General features: G+C 38.0%; 1 protein-coding gene. It reads left to right on the forward strand.

The genetic code is table 11. The annotated features are described in order from the left end of the window. The coding region (locus AHA02nite_RS14985) for a peptidoglycan-binding domain-containing protein (RefSeq protein WP_146818691.1) at window positions 1-600 on the forward strand (600 nt) is incomplete at both ends.

Here is a 600-nt window from a genome sequence, read left to right on the forward strand (position 1 = left end):
ATGAGACGGGCAGATGTCATTGACTTAAAGGTTAATCTACAAGCCGCTGGTTTTGGAGATTTCTCGAACACGAATTATTACGGCCCTCAAACTAGAAGTGTCGTCGAAGATTTCCAAAATTATTATGGTTTAGATGTAACTGGACAAGCTGGACAAGATACAATTAATAAGTTATCAGAAGTATTAGGTAACCCATTACAAGATGGGAACTATCATGATAATGCTGTAACTATTAAAGATTATCTAATGACACTAGACTATGGTGACTTCTCCAAAACACGTTATTATGGTCCGCAAACAGAATCAGCTGTTAAAAACTTTCAACGAGATCATAATCTAATAGAGAACGGAATAGTAGATGGTCCTACGCTATCACAACTAGAGTACGAGATTACTAGACCATTAGAAAACGGTATGAGAAGAGCGGACGTCATTGACTTGAAAGTTAACTTACAAGCCGCAGGCTTTGGAGACTTTTCGGAAACGAATTATTATGGTCCCCAAACTAAGGGTGTTGTAGAAGATTTCCAAGATTACTATGGTTTAGAAGTAGATGGAGTAGCGGGTGAAACAACCTTAAATCAACTAGAAGAAGTGCTG

This window comes from Alkalibacillus haloalkaliphilus, from assembly GCF_007991275.1.
Lineage (GTDB): Bacteria > Bacillota > Bacilli > Bacillales > Alkalibacillaceae > Alkalibacillus > Alkalibacillus haloalkaliphilus.